Origin of the sequence: Sphingopyxis sp. CCNWLW2 (genome assembly GCF_037095755.1) — a bacterium.
Classification (GTDB): Bacteria; Pseudomonadota; Alphaproteobacteria; order Sphingomonadales; family Sphingomonadaceae; genus Sphingopyxis.
In genome coordinates, this window is the sequence record NZ_JBAWKJ010000003.1 from 500,956 (window position 1) to 517,185 (window position 16,230).

Genomic DNA, 16,230 nt, shown 5'->3' on the forward strand with positions numbered 1-16,230 from the left:
CGGTCGTTTATTAACGGGCTGCACACGCCTTCACCGTATACATGGCCAAATCCCGGGGGTCGGAGTTAACTGAATGTCGAAATCTTGTCTGGTGGTCGATGACAGCAAAGTCATTCGCAAGGTCGCACGTCATATCCTTGAAAGCATGTCCTTCGCCGTCGAAGAGGCGGCTGACGGGCAGGAGGCACTGACCTTCTGCCAAGCCAATCGTCCCGACGTCATTCTGCTCGACTGGAACATGCCGGTGATGAGTGGAATGGAGTTCCTCGGCGCGTTCAACGATCTCGATTATGGGCGCGAAGAACGCCCGCGCGTCGTTTTCTGCACGACCGAAAACAGCATCGACCATATCCGTGCCGCGATCGAAGCCGGCGCGGACGAATATGTGATGAAGCCGTTCGACCGCGAAACGCTCGAAGGAAAGCTGCAGCTCGTCGGCATTGCCTGAGGTTTTTTAGGTGGCCCGTCCACAACGCCTGATATCCGATCCCGAACCAACCGCCCGCACCGTGCGCGTGATGCTCGTCGACGACAGCCTTGTCGTCCGCAGCATCCTCGAGCGGATCGTCGATCAGCGGCCGGGGCTCAAGATCTGCGCCTCCGTCGCCTCGGCGCATGACGCGCTCGAATATCTGGCGCGCGAGCCCGTCGATGTCGTCGTGCTCGATATCGAGATGCCCGGGATGAACGGCATCGACGCCTTGCCGCACATATTGGAGCGCGCCGAAAAGGCCCGCGTCCTCATCCTCTCCTCGAACTGCGTCGAGGGCGGTCCCGCCGCGATCGACGCGCTCGCGCTCGGCGCCAGCGACACGCTGGCCAAACCGGGGCGCGGCAGCTTCTCGGGGCGTTTCGCCGAGGTGCTGACCGAGCGGATTATCACGCTCGGCCATCAACGCGACTTTCCGGCGCCGGTCCCGGCCGCCGAACGCCCGGCGCCGGCGCCCGCCGCCTTCGCGATCGACACCGACCAGCCAATCGACTGTATTGCGGTCGCGGCATCGACCGGCGGTATTCCCGCCTTCGCCAATTTCCTCGCGCACCTCGATCCCAGGATCAGCGCGCCGATCCTGCTCACCCAGCATCTGCCCGACGCCTTCATGGAATTTTACGCCAAGCAGATCGCGACGATGACGACGCGCCGTGTCCGCGTTGCCGAAGCCGGCATGGCCGTCGAGCGCGGCTGCATCTATCTCGCGCCGGGCGATGCGCATCTGCTCGTCGTCGCCAATGGGCGCCGCCGCGAAATCGCGCTCGATCGCCGCGTCGTCGACAATGGCTGCTGCCCGTCGGCCGACCCGATGCTCGATTCGGTCGCCGACATCTTCGGCAAGGGCGGCGTCGCGGTGATCCTTAGCGGCATGGGGCGCGACGGCGCGATCGGCGCGGCGCGGCTGAAAGAGGCTGGCGGCACGATTTTCGCGCAGGCGCCCGAAAGCTGTGTGATCTGGGGCATGCCGGGCGCGGTCGCGAAGGCGGGCATCGCCGCGGCGACGCTGAACCCCGACGCGATCGCGCTGATGCTCGGCAGCTTTCTGCAAGGGCGCGGGCAGGGGCGCCGCAAGCCATGATGGACGGAAGCGCCAGCGAATCGGCCTACCGCGTCCTGATGGGGGTGCTCGAATCGCGGACGGGGCAAGCATTGTCGCCGAACCGCATTTGGCGGATCGAAATGTCGCTGAAACCCGTGATGCAGCGCCACGGCATCGCCGATCTCGATGCGCTCGTCGCGGCGCTGGTCACTTCGAACAGCCGGCAGCTGCTCGACGACACCGTCGATGCGATGCTCAACAACGAAACCTATTTCTACCGCGAATATAGCGTGTTCGACGAGATTGCTGCGACCGCGCTTGAACAGATTCGCGAGATCAACAAACTGCGCCGCCGGCTGACCATCTGGCATTGCGGTGTGTCGACCGGCCAGGAAGCCTATTCGCTGGCAATGCTGATCGCCGAACAGGGCACGAAATGGGCGGGCTGGCAGGTCGATATCGTTGGCACCGACGTCAGCTATCATGCGATTTCACGCGCGCGCGTCGGCCTTTACAGCCAGTTCGAGATCCAGCGCGGCCTGCCCGTGCAGCGCATGGTGCGCTGGTTCGACCAGACCGAGGGCGGATGGCTCGCCAAGGCGGACCTGCGCCGCCGCGTCGATTTTTCGGTGCAGAATATGCTCACCGACCGGCCGCCGCTGGCGAGCCCCGCCGACCTGATCTTCTGCCGCAACCTGCTGCTCTATTTCTCGGCACCGATGCGCCAGAAAGCCTTTGCACGGCTCCGCGCGGTGGCGGCGCCGCAAAGTTTTCTCGTGCTCGGCGCGGGCGAGACGGTGCTCGGCCAGACCGACCAGTTCGTCGCGAGCCCGCGCCTGCGCGGCCTTTACGAGCCCGCCGATCAGCAGGGGCGCCGCGCCGCCGCGGCCTAGGACAGGCTCCGCCTTGCTTTTTGCGCGCCAGTGGCGCAATCGACGGCTTGGCAAGCACAGGACGGGTCCCCCGAGCGCATGAGCGATTTTATCGAACGCTGGTCTCCCAATTTCGACGAGCGCGCGCTGCCCATCTCGATGATCGTGCTGCATTATACCGGTATGAAGAGCGGTGCCGAAGCCATTGATTGGCTTGCCAATCCTGAATCCAGCGTGTCGGCGCACTATGTCGTCAGCGAGGACGGGCAGATCACGCAGATGGTGCCCGAAGAGAGGCGCGCCTGGCACGCGGGCAAGTCGCACTGGCGCGGCATCAGCGACATCAATTCGGCGAGCGTCGGGATCGAGATCGTCAATCCGGGGCATGAATGGGGCTATGTGCCGTTCCCCGACCCGCAGGTCGCCTCGGTCGTCCGCCTCGTCCACCAGATCAAGGACCGGCATTCGGTCACGCGCGGCAACGTCATCGGCCATTCGGACATCGCCCCGACGCGCAAGCAGGACCCGGGCGAGCTGTTCCCGTGGGAGGAGCTTGCACGCCGCCGCCTCGCGCTGCCGCGCCCGACCAAGAAGCTTACCGATCCGTTGTGGACCGACGCGGGCTTCCTGCTCGCGCTCGAACGCTTCGGTTACGATGTGACCGACGGGTTCGCAGCGACCGTCGCGTTCCAGCGCCGCTTTCGTCCCGAACTGATCGACGGCACGATCGACGGCGAATGCCGCGCGATATTGCTCGCGCTGCTGCTTCCCCAGCCCGAAGGCAATTGATTCCTCGTCAAAGCGCCCGATGAGGGCTATACTCGCTCCCGCCAGAGGGTCGGGCGATCGCCGCTTTCGCAAGAAAGGGGAGGAAAGTCCGGGCTCCACGGAAATCACGGTGCCGGATAACGTCCGGCGGACCGGGCTTCGGCCAGGTTCAGGGAAAGTGCCACAGAGAGCAGACCGCCAAAGGCTTCGGCCCGGCGAAAGGTGAAAGGGTGCGGTAAGAGCGCACCGCGCGGCTGGTAACAGGCGCGGCACGGCAAACCCCACCGGGAGCAAGGTCGAATAGGGACGGTACGAGGCAACTCAGGGCTGATTCCGGCCCAGCCGTCCGGGTTGACTGCTTGAGCGTTCGGGTAACCGTTCGCCTAGAGGAATGATCGCACAGTCCCCGCAAGGGGATGGACAGAACCCGGCTTATAGACCCTCTGGCACCTCTCCCCCAACGCCGCCTGCGGAACCGCCCGCGCGCGGACCGCGTTCTAAGCGGACCAGTAGGAAGGGAAGCGCATCATGAAAGTCGTCGATGACCATGTCGAAGTGACCGAGACCGAGGCGAGCAGCGGGGTCAAAGGACATAATGTCCGCTATGTGCTGGCTTTCTCGCTGGTCGCGGTGATTATCGTCATGTCCGCGATCTGGATCATCCCGGTTCTCCTGCAACCATAGGAAAGCCTCATTTCGCCTTCGTCAGACGGATGAGTTCCTCTTCTGCGCCCGGCGTGTCCTCCATATAGATGGTACGTACGGGCTGCCTGAACTTGCGGGTGTGGAGCTTGTCGTAACCGCGATCGTCCGCCGCCGCGACCTTGAGCAGACTCGTGATGGTGTCACCGGTCGCCACATTCCAGCTCATCTCGTCGCCGTCGTGCGCAAAAGTGCGGCTATAGACCGTCGCGTCGAGCCCGATCAGCCGCATGCGCGCGCCCTCTTTCGTCGCGGCGGCGCGATAGCGATAGGTTGCGGACAGCGCGGTCGTTCCGCCGGTCAGGTCGCGGATCGTCAGCACGCCCTTGTCGATCGTCAGCCCTGCCGCGCCCAACGGGTCGGTTTCGAGTTTCAGTTCGCCCGCGGGGGAGTGGCCGATATCGACCTCGCTGCGATAGCTCAGCATGACGTGGAGCGTGCGTGCATCGGGGCTCGCGACGATATAGGCCGTGTCCGTGTCGCCATCGCCGTTGAGATCGCCGTCGACGCGCGCCTCGATCTCCTCGCCGGGTTCCAGCCAGCCGTTCAGTATCGCGTCGGTGATCGGCGGCATCGCCGGCCGGTCGGGCGCGGCTTGGGCCACACCGCACAGCGAAAGGGCCGCGATCAATCCCAGGCTGCGCATCGCTCGTTCTCCCCCTCGGTTATCGACAGATTATCAGCTGCTATCATATCGTCCAGCCGCCGCGGGTGATCCGGCGCACAGGCCAGTTTCCGCTTTCCTGCATCGCCGTGCTGACCTACCTTTGCCTCGGGGTCGCCTGAGGTCGCACATATGCGACTTCGGCGTGAAGTTGCGCAGTTTTCCGTCATTGCTCGCGCGGATGGGAAAATGCGTCGAGGGGGGCAGACAGTTGGGAAAAATGTGGTGGATCGGCGCGCTGGGCGCCGCGTTCCTCGGGCTCGTCCATTTGGCTCCGGCCGCGATGGCGCAGCCCTCGGGCTCCTGCGGTGCCGCGCCGCTAAGGGGAGACCGCGTCGCGCTACTCATCGGCAACAGCGCCTATAACGACTGGGAATGGCCGTCGCTCAAAAATGCCGTGAACGACATCGATTATGTTTGCGATGCCTTCGCGAAGGCGGGCATTTCGCCGCGTATCATCCGCAACGCCGACAAGGCGGCGCTCGATGCCGCACTCGCGCAATTCGCCGGCGAAGCGAAAGGCGCGAAGTCGGTCGTGCTCTATTATGCCGGGCACGGCTTCGAATATGGCGGCCGTAACTGGCTGGTGCCGATGGACGCGCCGCCCGCGACGCGCCGCGCCGACGTCGAGAAACGCTATCTGTCGATCGAGGCGCTGGTGAAGCACGTCGTTCCGCAGGGTGCCTTCACCCTGTTGTTCGTCGACGCCTGCCGCACCGCCGAGCCAGTGGTGCGCGTCGAGGACGTCGATATCTCGGGCGGCGAGGCCGGATCGGCGCCGCTCGGGCTGCTCGATATCGGGCAGGGGGCGGTCTTCTATTCGACCGCCAAGGGGCGGCCCGCGCTCGACTTCGCGCCGGTCGGCTCGCCCGTCAGCCCCTTCGCGGCGGCGGTGGTCAAGGAACTGGCGATCCCGGGCCTTGAAATCTCCGACTATTTCAAGGTCGTGTCGCGCGAGGTCTACAAGCGCACCTATGGCATGGAACTGGGGCCGCAGCAGCCCTTTCACTATGGCAGCTGGTTCGACGATTATTATCTCGTCGCGCCGCCCGAGGTGCCCGGGCGGGAGGGGCGTGGCGGCGGCTTCGGCACGCTGTCGGCCGCTCCGCCCGCGCCGCCGATTCCGAGGCTGGTACAGGGCGGGCCGGTCGCCGATCCGCTTGCCGACGTGGCGCTCGACCGGCTCGCGATCGAGGATGAGCCGGTCCTGATCGCCGACGTGCTGTCGCGCCATCCCGCCGCCGAGCTGATCGGCTTTGCCGACGCCGGCCATCCGCTCGCGCAGCATCTCGCGGGCTATATGTTCTCGCTCGGCGTCGGGGTGAAAAAGGACGTGCCGCGTGCCCGCGCCTATCTCGAACGATCGGCGGCGCAGGGCTTTCCCGCGGGGCAGCAGGAACTGGCCTGGCTGCTGCTCGAAAACGACCCGACGCCCGAAAATGTGAAGCGCGCCTATGACCTCTATGTCGCGGCGTCGAACGCGGGTTTCTCCAAGGCCAAGACGCATCTCGCCTACCGGCTGGCGTCGGGCACTTTCGGCCCCGCCGACTTCGTGCGCTCGCAGGCGCTTTATGCCGAAGCGGCGGCGCAGGGACATCCCGCCGCGATCTTCGCGCTCACCTATTTCGCCGACACCCGCACCGCCAATCTGGTGCGGCTGCGCAGCATCGCAAGCAGCGGCAATCCCGAGGGCAACCACTGGCTCTGCGAGGCGCATTTCGCCGACAAGACGCTAGGGGCGGCGATCGCGGATTGCGGCGTCGGCGCCCGCGCGGGCTTCGCGGGCTCGCGCGCGATCCTCGCTTATGCCTATGCGAAGGGCGAGGGGATCGCGGCCGATGCACGGGAGGCCGCGCACTGGGCAAAACTCGCGCGCGACCTGCCCGAACTCAGGAAAGACCAGCGCGCGCTGGTCGCGGGGATCGGCGAATGACTGTCAGGGATAGCCGACCGCCATCACTTCCCATTCCTTGGGCCCGGCGGGAAGCTGCACGGTCCTGAGGTCGCCTACCGCGGCGCCGCGCAAAGCACGGGCGAGCGGGCTGTTCCACCCGATCCGGCCCTCGCCCGCCTCGGCCTCGTCGTCGCCGACGAGCGTGACGATGCGGCGTGCGTCGTCATCGTCGGCGAGTTCGACGGTGGCGCCGAACCAGATGCGGCTCTTGTCGGGCTGCTCGGCGGGATCGACGACGCGCGCCGCCTTCATGCGGCGGGCCAGGAACGAGAGGCGCCGGTCGATCTCGCGCAGCCGCTTGCGGCCATAGATATAGTCGCCATTTTCGCTGCGGTCGCCATTGCCCGCCGCCCAGCTGATCACCTCGACCAGCTTCGGGCGCTCGCCGCCGAGCAGCGCGTCATATTCGGCGCGCAGCGCGGCAAAGCCCGCCGGACTGATGATGTTCGTCTTGTCCCCCGCCATGCGGATTTAGCCGGGCGTGCGTTTGCCGAGGTAGAAACTCAGCGGCGCCTGCTGCCGCGACCCGCCGCCATCGCGCAGCGTGTCGTAAACGACGGCATTTTCCAGCACACGCTGGACATAATTGCGCGTCTCGAAAATCGGGATCGCCTCGATCCAGTCGACCATCTCGATCCCGCCGCCGCGCGGGTCGCCATTGGCGCGCAGCCATTTGTTCACATTGCCTGGCCCTGCGTTGTACGCCGCGACGGCAAGCGGATAGCTGCCGCCGAAATAGCGCAGCATCTGCTGGAAATAGGTCGAGCCCAGCATCATATTGTAATTGGTGTCGGTGGTCAGCGAGCCCATGTCATAGCTCATGCCGAGCTTGCCCGCGACTTCGCGCGCGGTGCCCGGCATCAACTGCATCATCCCGCGCGCGCCGGCGTGGCTGATCGCCTGCCGGTCGAACTGGCTTTCCTGCCGCGTGATCGCGTGGATGAAAGTCCAGTTGCCTTCATGCCCGGCGGGAACACGGACGGTTGGGAAACCCGAAACTTCGACGGCATCAAGGCTGTTCGCCTGCGCGCTGCGGCCGATCATCACGCCAAGGTCGGGGCGTCCGATTTGCGACGCCAGCTTGCCCGCAAGAACATGGTCGGCGGGCGAGGTCGCCTGTTGCGCGAGTGCGCGCAGGAACTGCGACTGTTCGCGCCACGCGCCAATCTCGCCGAGCGCGCGCGCGGCGCGGACCAGCCGGTCGTCCTCGAACGCGCGGCGCTCGTCATTACTGACCTGAATGGTCGGATCGGGGGTCGGCTTGGGCTGCGGACGGTTCAGCCGCTCCAGCGACAACTGGCCATAATATTGGTCATAATGCTGCGCGGCATCGGCGAAATGCGCATTCGCTGTCGAGCGGTCACCCGCCGCCAGCGCCGCGCGGCCGGCCCAGTAGAAGCCCTTCGTCCGTGTTTGCGCCGAGCGCGCGGCTTCGCCATACGCGCGATAGAGGCGCACCGCCTCGGCGGGACGACGCAGGTCGCGATAGGCGAGCTGCCCCGCGAGCCAGGCGAGCGAGGTATAATCGTCGCGCACGCTAAGCGACGTCTCGCGGATCACCGTTCCGGGCGCGAAGGCGTCGTCGATCTGGCGCGCGATATTATAGGCGGTGGTCTTGTCGCCGCCTTCGCTCGCCTGCCGCGCGTTGGTAAGCAGCGTTTCCAGCCATTCCTCGGGATCGGTCGGCGGCTTGGCGAGCGAGCGCGGCGCGGCGAGCAATGCGCGCGCTTCGCCAACGCGGCCCGCCTTGCGCAGCCAGGTCGCCTTGTCGGTGATATAGCCCGCATCGGTGCGGGTCAGCGCCGGGTTGGCGCTTTCGGCGGCCGATGCCTGAAAGGCCGCGTCGACCGAGGCATTGCGCATCGCGAGCCGTGCCGCGAAGACATTGCGCTTGTCGGGCGAGGTATAGGCGAGCTGGCGGCTCGCGGCGGGGGTGGCGCCGAGCCAGAGCAGCCGGTCCATGCGCGCGTCATGGTCGGCGGGGGTGATCGCGCCGGGGAACATAGCGAGCGCGCGGCTCGTTTCGTAATCGTCGAGCGGCCCGCTGGTCCACGCGCGGCGCACTGCGGCATTGGCGTCTTCGCGGCGCCCCGACGCGTTGAGCGCGAGCGCATAGCGGAGCTGCCCGCTCGCGGTCTGCGGCGGGTAAGCCTGGAAATAGGCGAGGGTGCGCTGCGGATCATAGCTGTCGAGCGAGATGGCTTTTTCGGCGCGCGTGCGCATCTTGTCATTATCGGGCCAGCCCTTGTTCGCCATCAGGAAGCGCGAAAGCTGGTCGAACGAGGCGCCGGTATTCGCCGTCAGCCGCCGCCATTCCATCACCGCATCGCCGACCGAGCTCGTCGACGGCGGCGGACCCGATGTCGCCGCCAGGCCCATCTGGGCGCGATACCAGGCCATTTGTTCGGGAGTGAGCTCGCTGGCATGCGCGGTGGTCGGAATGAGGAGGGCCGCGGCGAGCGCGAGGCGGGAGATACGGGTCAGCGAGATCATAGCTGCCATAGTAATGCCAAACTCCTTGCGGGGCGCTGAATAGACGTCCAATAGCGGCGCGCTGGCCGGATTCTATCGGCTGAGGCATGTTCTTGTAAAGGAGCGGTGCATGTTTTCGGGGTCGATTCCCGCTTTGGTGACGCCATTTCGCGATGGGGCGTTCGATGCCCCGGCCTTCGCGCGTCTTGTCGATTGGCAGATCAAAGAGGGGACCAGCGCGCTCGTCCCATGCGGCACGACCGGCGAAAGTCCGACGCTCGGCTACGACGAACATTACCAGGTGATCGACGGCTGCATCGAGGCTGCGGCCGGGCGTGTCCCCGTCATCGCGGGCTGCGGGTCGAACGACACCGCGACCGCGATCCGGCATATGCGCCATGCGCAGGCCGCGGGCGCGACCGCCGCGCTGATCGTCGCGCCTTATTACAACCGGCCGAGCCAGGCTGGTATGATCGCGCATTTCCAGTCGCTCGCCGACGCGAGCGACCTGCCGATCGTCGTCTATAACGTCCCCGGCCGCACCGTCGCCGACATCAGCGCCGAGACGATGTGCAAGCTCGCCGAAATCCCGAGCGTCGTTGCGATCAAGGATGCGAGCGGCGATCTGGCGCGCGTCACGATCCACCGCGCGGGTGCGGGTGCCGACTTCTGCCAGCTCAGCGGCAACGATGACTTGTGGCTGCCACATGCCGTGATGGGCGGCGCCGGCTGCATTTCGGTCACAGCCAACGTCGCGCCGCGCCTGTGTGCCGATTTCGCCGCGGCTTGTGCCGCGGGCGACTGGGCGCGCGCGCTGGTGCTGCACGACCGGCTGTTTGATCTGCACAAGGCGATGTTCTCCGACACCTCGCCGGGGCCGGTTAAATATGCGCTGTCGCGCATCCACGACTGGTTTTCGCCCGAAGTGCGCCTACCTATCATCCCGGCGAACGATGCATCTCGCGCCGCCGTCGATGCCGCACTGTCCGCGGCCGGAGTAATCTAGGTCCCGCAATGGCTCGTCCCCAGTCCGCCGCCGAATTCGACAAGAAGAAAGTCGTCGCCGAGAACCGGCGCGCGCGGTTCGACTTTGCCATCGACGAGGTGTTCGAGGCGGGGATTGCGCTGCAGGGGACCGAGGTCAAGTCACTGCGCTTTGGTGAAGGGACGATTGCGGAGAGTTATGCCGAGGTGAAGGGGCACGAGGTGTGGCTGGTGAACAGCAATATCCCCGAATTCAGCCACGGCAACCGGCACAATCATGAACCCAAGCGCCCGCGCAAGCTGTTGCTCAGCGGCCGCGAAATCAACAAGATGCACGCTGCGGTCGCGCGGCAGGGGATGACGCTTGTCCCGCTGTCCATCTATTTCAACAGTCGCGGCCGCGCCAAGGTCGAACTGGCGATCGCCAAGGGCAAGAAGGCGCACGACAAGCGGGAGTCGATCAAGGAGCGCGACTGGAAGCGCGACAAGCAGCGGTTGATGAAAGAGCGGGGATGAGCGGCGGCAAGCCCAAGAATCCTAAAGTGCACGACAAGGCGGCAGTGATGAACTGGATCCGCCGCAATTCGCCGACGCGCGAAGAGTTGCTCGAGAGCCGCTTCGTCAAGCCCTTTGCCCACCGCGTCGCGCACAGCCATTTGTGGCGCTTCACCCGCACCTCGGTGCCGCGCGGCACCGCGCTGGGGCTGTTCGTCGGCATCTTTTTCCTGATCCCTGGCGTGCAGATATTGGGTGTCGCGCTGCTCGCGCTGCCCGTTCGCGCCAATATCCCGATCGGCGCGGCGATGACCTTCCTCTCCAATCCGGTGACGACGCCGTTCATCATCCTCGCGTCGGTGTGGCTCGGCGACTGGCTGTTCGGGCTCCATGCCAACAGCGCGACCTTCTCGGCAATGATCGAGCATGGCGCGTCGGCGGGCGAATGGGCGCGCTGGGTCTTTTCGGACGCCGCGCCCGCGATGCTCGCCGGGCTGTTCGTCATTTCGCTCGTCTCGGCGGTCGTCGGCTACATCCTCGCCTCGATCTTCTGGGACAATTGGATTCGCCTCCGCTGGCGGCGCAAGCTGGCGCGGGCGCGCGACCAACGACATGAGGCATCGACCAGCGACACCGCGGCCGGTTGAACCCCCAAACAGCAGGCGTATAGCTGTCGCATCGCTAATCTGCGCCGTGCCAGCGCGGCGCGGATTTTCGCTTCATATCGAAAACTGGGGAATATCATGACTCTGCATATTTCTTCGCGCCTGATGGCGACCGCCGCGCTTGGGGCGCTGATGCTTGCCGCCGTTCCGGCGACCGCCAAGGAAAAGGCCGCGACCGCGCCCGCCACGGCGTCAGCAAAACCCGAAATCGGCGATTTCGGCTTCGACCTTACGGGCATGGACAAGAGCGTCCAGCCGGGCGACGATTTCTACACCTACGCCAATGGCGCCTGGGCGAAGAACACGAAGATTCCGGACGATAAGTCAAACTATGGCATGTTCACCGCGCTGAACGATCTGTCGCAGACGCGCACGCGTGAAATCCTCGACGCCGCCAAGGGCGACCCGAATAGTATGATCGGCCGTGCCTATGCATCCTATCTCGACTCGGCGACGGTCGAAGCCAAGGGGCTCGCGCCAATCCAGCCGTGGTTGAACAAGATCCGCGCCGTCGAAAAGCCGGGTCTCGCCGCGCTGCTCGCCGAAGCCGATCGCAGCGGCGTCCAGCATTTCTTCGGCGGCTATGTCGGGCAGGACGACAAGAACCCCGACGTCTATACCTATATCATTTTCCAGGGCGGAATCGGCATGCCCGATCGCGATTTCTACCTGAAGGACAATGAGCGTAACACCGCTCTGCAGGCGGCGTATCTCAAGCATCTCGAAAATGTCCTGACGCTCGCGGGCGAGGCCAATGCGCCGGCGCGCGCCAAGGCGATCTATGATTTCGAAAAGCAGGTCGCGACGGTCCACTGGGACAAGAACGACAGCAGCGACGCGACCAAAGCCTATAACAAGATGACGATCGCCGAGCTCGCCAAGGCCGCGCCCGGTTTCGACTGGCCGACCTTCATCCGCGGGATCGGGGTCAAGGAAGACACGCTGATCGTATCGCAGCCGAGCGCGTTCACGGGCGAGGCGAAGCTGCTCGCCGACGCGCCGATCGCGGTGATCCGCGACCTGCTGATCGTGCGTAGCCTCGACGGCTTCTCGGGCGTGCTTCCCGATGCCGTCGCAAAGGAAGCTTTCTCCTTCTACAGCACGGCGCTGTCGGGCACCCCGCAGATGGAAGAGCGCTGGAAGCGCGGCGTCGACTTCACGACGGGCAACCTCGGCGACGCCGTCGGCAAGGATTATGTCGCGAAATATTTCCCGCCCGAAACCAAGGCGGCAATGGATACGCTGGTGAAGAACGTCCTGGCCTCCATGGGGAGCCGAATTGACGGGCTGACCTGGATGCAGCCGACGACGAAGGTCAAAGCGCGGAAGAAGCTCGCCAATTTCACCACCAAGATCGGCTATCCCGATCAGTGGAAGGATTATGGCAAGCTGGAAATCCGCGCCGACGACCTGTTCGGCAATGCGCTGCGGTCGAACCAGTTCGCACATGACGACAATATCGGCCATCTCGGCGGCCCGATCCGTCGCTGGGAATGGTTTATGACGCCGATGACGATCAACGCCTATGCCAATTTCGGCATGAACGAGATCGTTTTCCCCGCCGCGATCCTGCAGCCGCCCTTCTTCGATCCGCATGCCGACGCAGCGGTGAATTATGGCGGCATCGGCGCGGTGATCGGCCATGAAGTCAGCCATCATTTCGACGACCAGGGCGCGAAATATGACGAGACCGGCAAGCTCGCCGATTGGTGGACGCCCGAGGATGTGAAGGCGTTCGAGGCGGCGGGGCAGGCACTGATCGCGCAATATAACGCCTATGAGATCCTGCCCGGCGAACATCTCGACGGCAAGTTCACGCTCGGCGAGAATATCGGCGATCTGGCGGGCCTGACCGTCGCCTATGACGCCTACAAGAAATCGCTCGGCGGCAAGGAAGCGCCGGTGATCGACGGGCTGACCGGCGACCAGCGCTTCTTCCTCGGCTGGGCACAGGTGTGGCGCCGCAACTATCGCGAGCAAAATCTGTCGCAGCGGATCACGACCGATCCGCATTCGCCGTCGATCCAGCGGACTTGGGTCTCGCGCAATCTTGACCCTTGGTATAAGGCCTATCAGATCAAGCAGGGTCAGAAGCTCTATCTGGCGCCCAAGGACCGCGTTCGCATCTGGTGATGCGCCACTAAGAAAGACAGCCGTTGACCGTGCAAAGCCTGCCCTCCGCTGATGGTGATTTCATCAGGGGGGCGGGCTCTGCCGGGCCGTTGTCGGCCCCGGCGGGCCTGTCGCACCTCGACAAGGCGGTGCTCGGCGGGCTGGCTTTGCTGTCCGCCGCGCTGCTGTTCTGGGCGACGCGCGATACGGTATTGGCGGTCGGCTTCCTTGCCGGGCTTGCGGTTGCCGTGGGCGGCGTGCTCCTCGCGCGGCGGTTGTTTCCGGCGGCGGTGACGGGCGAGGCGGTCGCACCCGACTGGACGATGCTGCGCCAGGCGGTGAACCACGACGATGTCGCGATTGCCGTTACCGATCGCGGCGGCCGGATGGTCTGCGCGAACGACCTGTTCGGCACCTGGATGGGCGGCTTCGTCACGCCGCCCGGCCTGCCGCTCGAAGGGCGCGGCGCTGAATTGCTGAAAAATGCCGGCCGCATTGCCTGGCGCGACGGCGAAGGGTCGGTCGACGATATCGCGATCGGCCCGCTGCAACTGCGTGCGCAGGTGACGCGTACGGGGCAGTCGGAGGATTATCTCGTCTGGCGTTTCTCGGCGATCGAGCGGCTTGATCTTGTTTCGGAAATCATCCGCCATCTCGACGGTCCCGCGGGCCGCACGCTCGGCCATGCCGGGGTGATGGCCGCGCTCGTCAGTGCCGAAGGGCGCCTCCGCGTCGCGAACAAGGCCTTCCTCCTCCGCGCGCTGGGTGAGGATGATGCCGTTCATTATGCCGGCCGCGACGTTGCGCCGATGATCCGGCTCGATGACGCCGGTGCGCTCTATTTCGCGCGCGAGGGCGACCGCGCGACACCGGTACGCCTGATCCAGATCCCGCTCGCGCCTGCCGACAGCAACACGCCGATGCTGCTCGCGATGCTCGATGAGGAAATGGGCCCGACCGACCGCGGCACTGCGCAGACCTATGTCGAAACCTTGCTCTCGTTGCTTCCCTTCGGTCTCGCCATGGTCGATCGCGACGGGCGCTTCCTCTATGTGAACCGGGCATTCGTTCGGGCGGCTAACCTTCCCGAAGGCAAGATGCCGCGTTATCCGGGCGACATAGTCGTTGGCGAGGACAAAGGGCCGCTTGCCGACATGATCCGCCGGCACAGCAGCGGCCAGCAGGTCGGGGGCGACCTGTCGATCCGGCTCGCGGGGCAAAGCGGCGATCCGGTGTCGATGCGCATCGTTGGCGTGCGCGGACTGGGTGAGGCCGCGGTGCTGCTCAGCCTCAAGGATTCGAGCGAGGAATCACGCCTGAAGCAGCAGGTGGCGCAGGCGTCGAAGATGCAGGCGGTCGGTCAGCTTGCCGGCGGCGTCGCGCATGATTTCAACAATATCCTGACCGCCGTTCTCGGCGCGTGCGACCTGATGCTGATGCGCCATACACCCGGCGACAGCGACTATGACGATATCCAGCAGATCCGCAGCAACGCCAATCGCGCCGCCAGCCTGACGCGGCAATTGCTCGCTTTCTCGCGGCAGCAGACGTTGCGCCCGCAAATCTTGCAACTGCCCGATGTGATTTCCGAAGTGTCGCACCTCTTGAAGCGCCTGATCGGTGAGACGGTCCAACTGGCAGTGCATCACGGTCGCGGGCTGGGCGCGGTGCGGGCCGATCCGGGGCAGCTCGAACAGGTGATCATCAATCTTGCGGTCAATGCGCGCGACGCGATGCCGGGCGGCGGGACGCTGACCATGGAAACCTATCCGGTGTCGGCCGCCGACGTCCGGCAGATGGGCAATGAGTTCATGCCGCCCGCCGATTATTGCGCGCTGAAAGTCAGCGACACCGGCACCGGCATTCCCGCCGACGTGCTGCCCAAGATTTTCGAACCTTTCTTCACGACGAAGGATGTCGGCAAGGGAACGGGGCTCGGGCTCTCGACCGTCTATGGGATCATCAAGCAGTCGGCGGGCTATATCTTCGCCGAAAGCAAGCCGGGGCAGGGGACGAGTTTCTTCATCTATCTGCCCGTCCACCGTGCCGACGGCGATGCCCCCGTTGTGGTGCCGCCGCCCGCCAAGCCCAAGAAGAGCCAGTGGGGCACCGGAACGATCCTGCTCGTCGAGGATGAGGATATGGTGCGTGCGGTCGCGGAACGCGCATTGACCCGTGCGGGTTATAGCGTCGTCACCGCCTCGCAGGGCGAAGAGGGGCTTGAGCGTTTTGCGCAAATGGAGAAGGTCGATTTGATCATCAGCGACGTTGTGATGCCGACGATGGACGGTCCGGCGATGGTGCGTGCGATGCGCGCCAAGCGGCCCGACCTGCCGGTCCTGTTCATGTCGGGCTATGCCGAAGAGCAACTTCGCCAGTCGATCGACATCGACGATGTCGCCTTCCTCCCCAAACCCTTCTCGGTCGCACAACTCGCCGAGGCGACGTCGGCGGCGCTCGACGACGCCGCGCATCGGGTGTCCAATGGCCAGTAACCCCCGCATCCTGCTCGTCGAGGACGATGTGCTGATCGGCATGATGCTCGCCGACATGTTCGACGCGCTCGACCTTCCCGAACCCGCGCAGGCGACGAGCAACGAAGAGGCGCTGGCGCTCATCGCCGCCGAGCCGCTGGCCGGAGCGCTCGTCGACATCAATCTCGGCGAGGAAAAGGGCTGGCCGATCGCCGACGCGCTTGCCGAACGCGGTATTCCCTTTGCCTTCACCTCGGGCGGCGGCGACGTCATTCCGGCCGCGCACGCACATCGCAAGCTGATCACCAAGCCGTTCCGGATCAGCGATATCGAGGCGGCGCTGGAGGAATTTTCGGCTGCCTAAACATTCCGTCATCCCGGCGGAGGCCGGGATCTCCACGTTGATGCCCCACGTGAAGTCGAGATTCCGACCTTCGCCGGAATGACGGAAAAGAGGGGGTAAATATATTTTGTTCCACTCTTGTTCCATGAGAACAAATGTGGCACATAGTTCCGGCGTTGCGATGCTTCTGCTG

The 16,230-nt window shown here is 65.1% G+C and carries 15 protein-coding genes and 1 other RNA gene; 13 read left to right on the forward strand and 3 right to left on the reverse strand.

Features of this window, described 5'->3' with window-relative positions; all coding sequences use genetic code 11:
* Positions 1-73 precede the first annotated feature (73 nt).
* The 6 genes from V8J55_RS19730 to V8J55_RS19755 all read left to right on the forward strand — a co-directional run bounded on the left by V8J55_RS19730 (position 74) and on the right by V8J55_RS19755 (position 3,856).
* Complete coding sequence (locus V8J55_RS19730; RefSeq protein ID WP_037518749.1) at positions 74-448, forward strand: response regulator; 375 nt, start codon at positions 74-76, stop codon at positions 446-448.
* A 10-nt stretch (positions 449-458) separates the two neighbouring features.
* Positions 459-1,571, forward strand: a complete 1,113-nt coding sequence (cheB, locus tag V8J55_RS19735; protein WP_336447294.1) for a chemotaxis-specific protein-glutamate methyltransferase CheB — start codon at positions 459-461, stop codon at positions 1,569-1,571.
* A complete protein-coding gene (locus V8J55_RS19740; RefSeq protein ID WP_336447295.1) occupies positions 1,568-2,425 on the forward strand; it encodes a CheR family methyltransferase in 858 nt (285 codons plus the stop codon). Before cheB ends, V8J55_RS19740 begins: the two co-directional genes overlap by 4 nt.
* A gap of 78 nt (positions 2,426-2,503) precedes the next feature.
* On the forward strand, positions 2,504-3,193 hold the full coding sequence (locus V8J55_RS19745; protein ID WP_037518757.1) for an N-acetylmuramoyl-L-alanine amidase: 690 nt from the start codon (positions 2,504-2,506) through the stop codon (positions 3,191-3,193).
* Between the two features lie 41 nt (positions 3,194-3,234).
* An RNA gene (gene rnpB / locus V8J55_RS19750) (RNase P RNA component class A) lies at positions 3,235-3,623 on the forward strand.
* 77 nt (positions 3,624-3,700) lie between these two features.
* Positions 3,701-3,856, forward strand: coding sequence for a hypothetical protein (locus V8J55_RS19755; protein ID WP_156419570.1), 156 nt, complete (start codon positions 3,701-3,703; stop codon positions 3,854-3,856).
* Positions 3,857-3,863: 7 nt separating this feature from the next.
* On the opposite strand, the gene V8J55_RS19760 is transcribed toward V8J55_RS19755, so the two are convergent.
* Positions 3,864-4,520 carry a hypothetical protein gene (locus V8J55_RS19760; RefSeq protein ID WP_336447296.1) on the reverse strand — a complete coding sequence of 219 codons (657 nt, stop codon included), beginning with the start codon at positions 4,518-4,520 and terminating at the stop codon, positions 3,864-3,866.
* A 238-nt stretch (positions 4,521-4,758) separates the two neighbouring features.
* On the opposite strand from V8J55_RS19760, the gene V8J55_RS19765 reads away from it, so the two are divergent.
* Positions 4,759-6,471: a caspase family protein gene (locus tag V8J55_RS19765; protein ID WP_336447586.1), complete on the forward strand. Its 1,713-nt coding sequence runs from the start codon at positions 4,759-4,761 to the stop codon at positions 6,469-6,471.
* A gap of 3 nt (positions 6,472-6,474) precedes the next feature.
* On the opposite strand, the gene greB is transcribed toward V8J55_RS19765, so the two are convergent.
* On the reverse strand, positions 6,475-6,957 hold the full coding sequence (greB, locus tag V8J55_RS19770; RefSeq protein ID WP_336447297.1) for a transcription elongation factor GreB: 483 nt from the start codon (positions 6,955-6,957) through the stop codon (positions 6,475-6,477).
* Positions 6,958-6,963: 6 nt separating this feature from the next.
* Positions 6,964-8,994 carry a lytic transglycosylase domain-containing protein gene (locus tag V8J55_RS19775; protein ID WP_336447298.1) on the reverse strand — a complete coding sequence of 677 codons (2,031 nt, stop codon included), beginning with the start codon at positions 8,992-8,994 and terminating at the stop codon, positions 6,964-6,966.
* Positions 8,995-9,094: 100 nt separating this feature from the next.
* On the opposite strand from V8J55_RS19775, the gene dapA reads away from it, so the two are divergent.
* The 6 genes from dapA to V8J55_RS19805 all read left to right on the forward strand — a co-directional run bounded on the left by dapA (position 9,095) and on the right by V8J55_RS19805 (position 16,058).
* Entirely contained in the window at positions 9,095-9,970 is an 876-nt protein-coding gene (gene dapA, locus V8J55_RS19780) for a 4-hydroxy-tetrahydrodipicolinate synthase (protein WP_336447299.1), read from the forward strand.
* An 8-nt stretch (positions 9,971-9,978) separates the two neighbouring features.
* Positions 9,979-10,464, forward strand: a complete 486-nt coding sequence (gene smpB / locus V8J55_RS19785) for an SsrA-binding protein SmpB (protein WP_037518768.1) — start codon at positions 9,979-9,981, stop codon at positions 10,462-10,464.
* Positions 10,461-11,090: a DUF2062 domain-containing protein gene (locus V8J55_RS19790; protein WP_443030838.1), complete on the forward strand. Its 630-nt coding sequence runs from the start codon at positions 10,461-10,463 to the stop codon at positions 11,088-11,090. The genes smpB and V8J55_RS19790 overlap by 4 nt, the downstream gene beginning before the upstream one ends.
* A 96-nt stretch (positions 11,091-11,186) precedes the next feature.
* Positions 11,187-13,241 (forward strand): M13 family metallopeptidase, encoded by a 2,055-nt coding sequence (locus V8J55_RS19795; RefSeq protein WP_336447300.1) that lies wholly within the window; start codon positions 11,187-11,189, stop codon positions 13,239-13,241.
* Positions 13,242-13,330: 89 nt separating this feature from the next.
* Positions 13,331-15,715 (forward strand): hybrid sensor histidine kinase/response regulator, encoded by a 2,385-nt coding sequence (locus tag V8J55_RS19800; RefSeq protein ID WP_336447587.1) that lies wholly within the window; start codon positions 13,331-13,333, stop codon positions 15,713-15,715.
* Positions 15,705-16,058, forward strand: a complete 354-nt coding sequence (locus V8J55_RS19805; protein WP_336447301.1) for a response regulator — start codon at positions 15,705-15,707, stop codon at positions 16,056-16,058. Before V8J55_RS19800 ends, V8J55_RS19805 begins: the two co-directional genes overlap by 11 nt.
* The last annotated feature ends 172 nt before the right edge of the window (positions 16,059-16,230 follow it).

Bases quoted from the DNA above. Each gene is read 5' to 3' on its own strand.
- V8J55_RS19730 (WP_037518749.1), top strand. From the start codon at position 74: ATGTCGAAATCTTGTCTGGTGGTCGATGACAGCAAAGTCATTCGCAAG.
- V8J55_RS19740 (WP_336447295.1), top strand. From the start codon at position 1,568: ATGATGGACGGAAGCGCCAGCGAATCGGCCTACCGCGTCCTGATGGGG.
- V8J55_RS19745 (WP_037518757.1), top strand. From the start codon at position 2,504: ATGAGCGATTTTATCGAACGCTGGTCTCCCAATTTCGACGAGCGCGCG.
- V8J55_RS19755 (WP_156419570.1), top strand. From the start codon at position 3,701: ATGAAAGTCGTCGATGACCATGTCGAAGTGACCGAGACCGAGGCGAGC.
- V8J55_RS19760 (WP_336447296.1), bottom strand. From the start codon at position 4,520: ATGCGCAGCCTGGGATTGATCGCGGCCCTTTCGCTGTGCGGTGTGGCC.
- V8J55_RS19765 (WP_336447586.1), top strand. From the start codon at position 4,759: ATGTGGTGGATCGGCGCGCTGGGCGCCGCGTTCCTCGGGCTCGTCCAT.
- greB (WP_336447297.1), bottom strand. From the start codon at position 6,957: ATGGCGGGGGACAAGACGAACATCATCAGTCCGGCGGGCTTTGCCGCG.
- V8J55_RS19775 (WP_336447298.1), bottom strand. From the start codon at position 8,994: ATGGCAGCTATGATCTCGCTGACCCGTATCTCCCGCCTCGCGCTCGCC.
- dapA (WP_336447299.1), top strand. From the start codon at position 9,095: ATGTTTTCGGGGTCGATTCCCGCTTTGGTGACGCCATTTCGCGATGGG.
- smpB (WP_037518768.1), top strand. From the start codon at position 9,979: ATGGCTCGTCCCCAGTCCGCCGCCGAATTCGACAAGAAGAAAGTCGTC.
- V8J55_RS19790 (WP_443030838.1), top strand. From the start codon at position 10,461: ATGAGCGGCGGCAAGCCCAAGAATCCTAAAGTGCACGACAAGGCGGCA.
- V8J55_RS19795 (WP_336447300.1), top strand. From the start codon at position 11,187: ATGACTCTGCATATTTCTTCGCGCCTGATGGCGACCGCCGCGCTTGGG.
- V8J55_RS19805 (WP_336447301.1), top strand. From the start codon at position 15,705: ATGGCCAGTAACCCCCGCATCCTGCTCGTCGAGGACGATGTGCTGATC.